Here is a 455-nt window from a genome sequence, read left to right on the forward strand (position 1 = left end):
GTCTGAACGAGCGGCGCAACTAGCGTCGGAGAGGGAGGGCTGATCATGACGGCGGTGCTGGAGGCGCCCATGACGCAAGCTGACACGACCGGTCAGGATGACGTCATGACGCAGAAGACACCGGGCGAGAGCCGGGCCGAGGCAGAGGCGGCGCTCAAGCCGCTGGGACAACAGCGGATCAAGCTCCTCGCGAAGCTGGAGGAGATCGAGCAGGAGCTGCGCCCGCTGATCGCGGAAGCGGTCCGGATGGAGGTCCCCTACCGCCGGATCAACGAGCTGACGGCAGTGGCCCCGAACACCGCCCGAGCGTGGGCGAAGAAGGGCTCTGGAAGCTAGATCGAAAACGGCTCCCTCGCGCGCGCACGCGTAGGGCCCCCCTCCCGGAAACGGGGTCAACCTGGAAACCCGCAGGTCACATGCGGGTTGCGGGGGCAACCGGGGGCGCGCGTGCAACC

The 455-nt window shown here is 68.1% G+C and carries 1 protein-coding gene; it reads left to right on the plus strand.

The features are described 5' to 3' along the window. Positions 1 to 105 precede the first annotated feature (105 nt). A complete protein-coding gene (locus IF61_RS0131860) occupies positions 106 to 336 on the plus strand; it encodes a hypothetical protein (protein WP_157848745.1) in 231 nt (76 codons plus the stop codon). Positions 337 to 455 lie beyond the last annotated feature (119 nt).

It is taken from the genome of Streptomyces roseoverticillatus (assembly GCF_000719265.1).
GTDB lineage: Bacteria > Actinomycetota > Actinomycetes > Streptomycetales > Streptomycetaceae > Streptomyces > Streptomyces roseoverticillatus.

Excerpts from the sequence above, each read along its gene's own strand:
- IF61_RS0131860 (WP_157848745.1), top strand. The coding sequence starts at position 106 with ATGACGCAGAAGACACCGGGCGAGAGCCGGGCCGAGGCAGAGGCGGCG.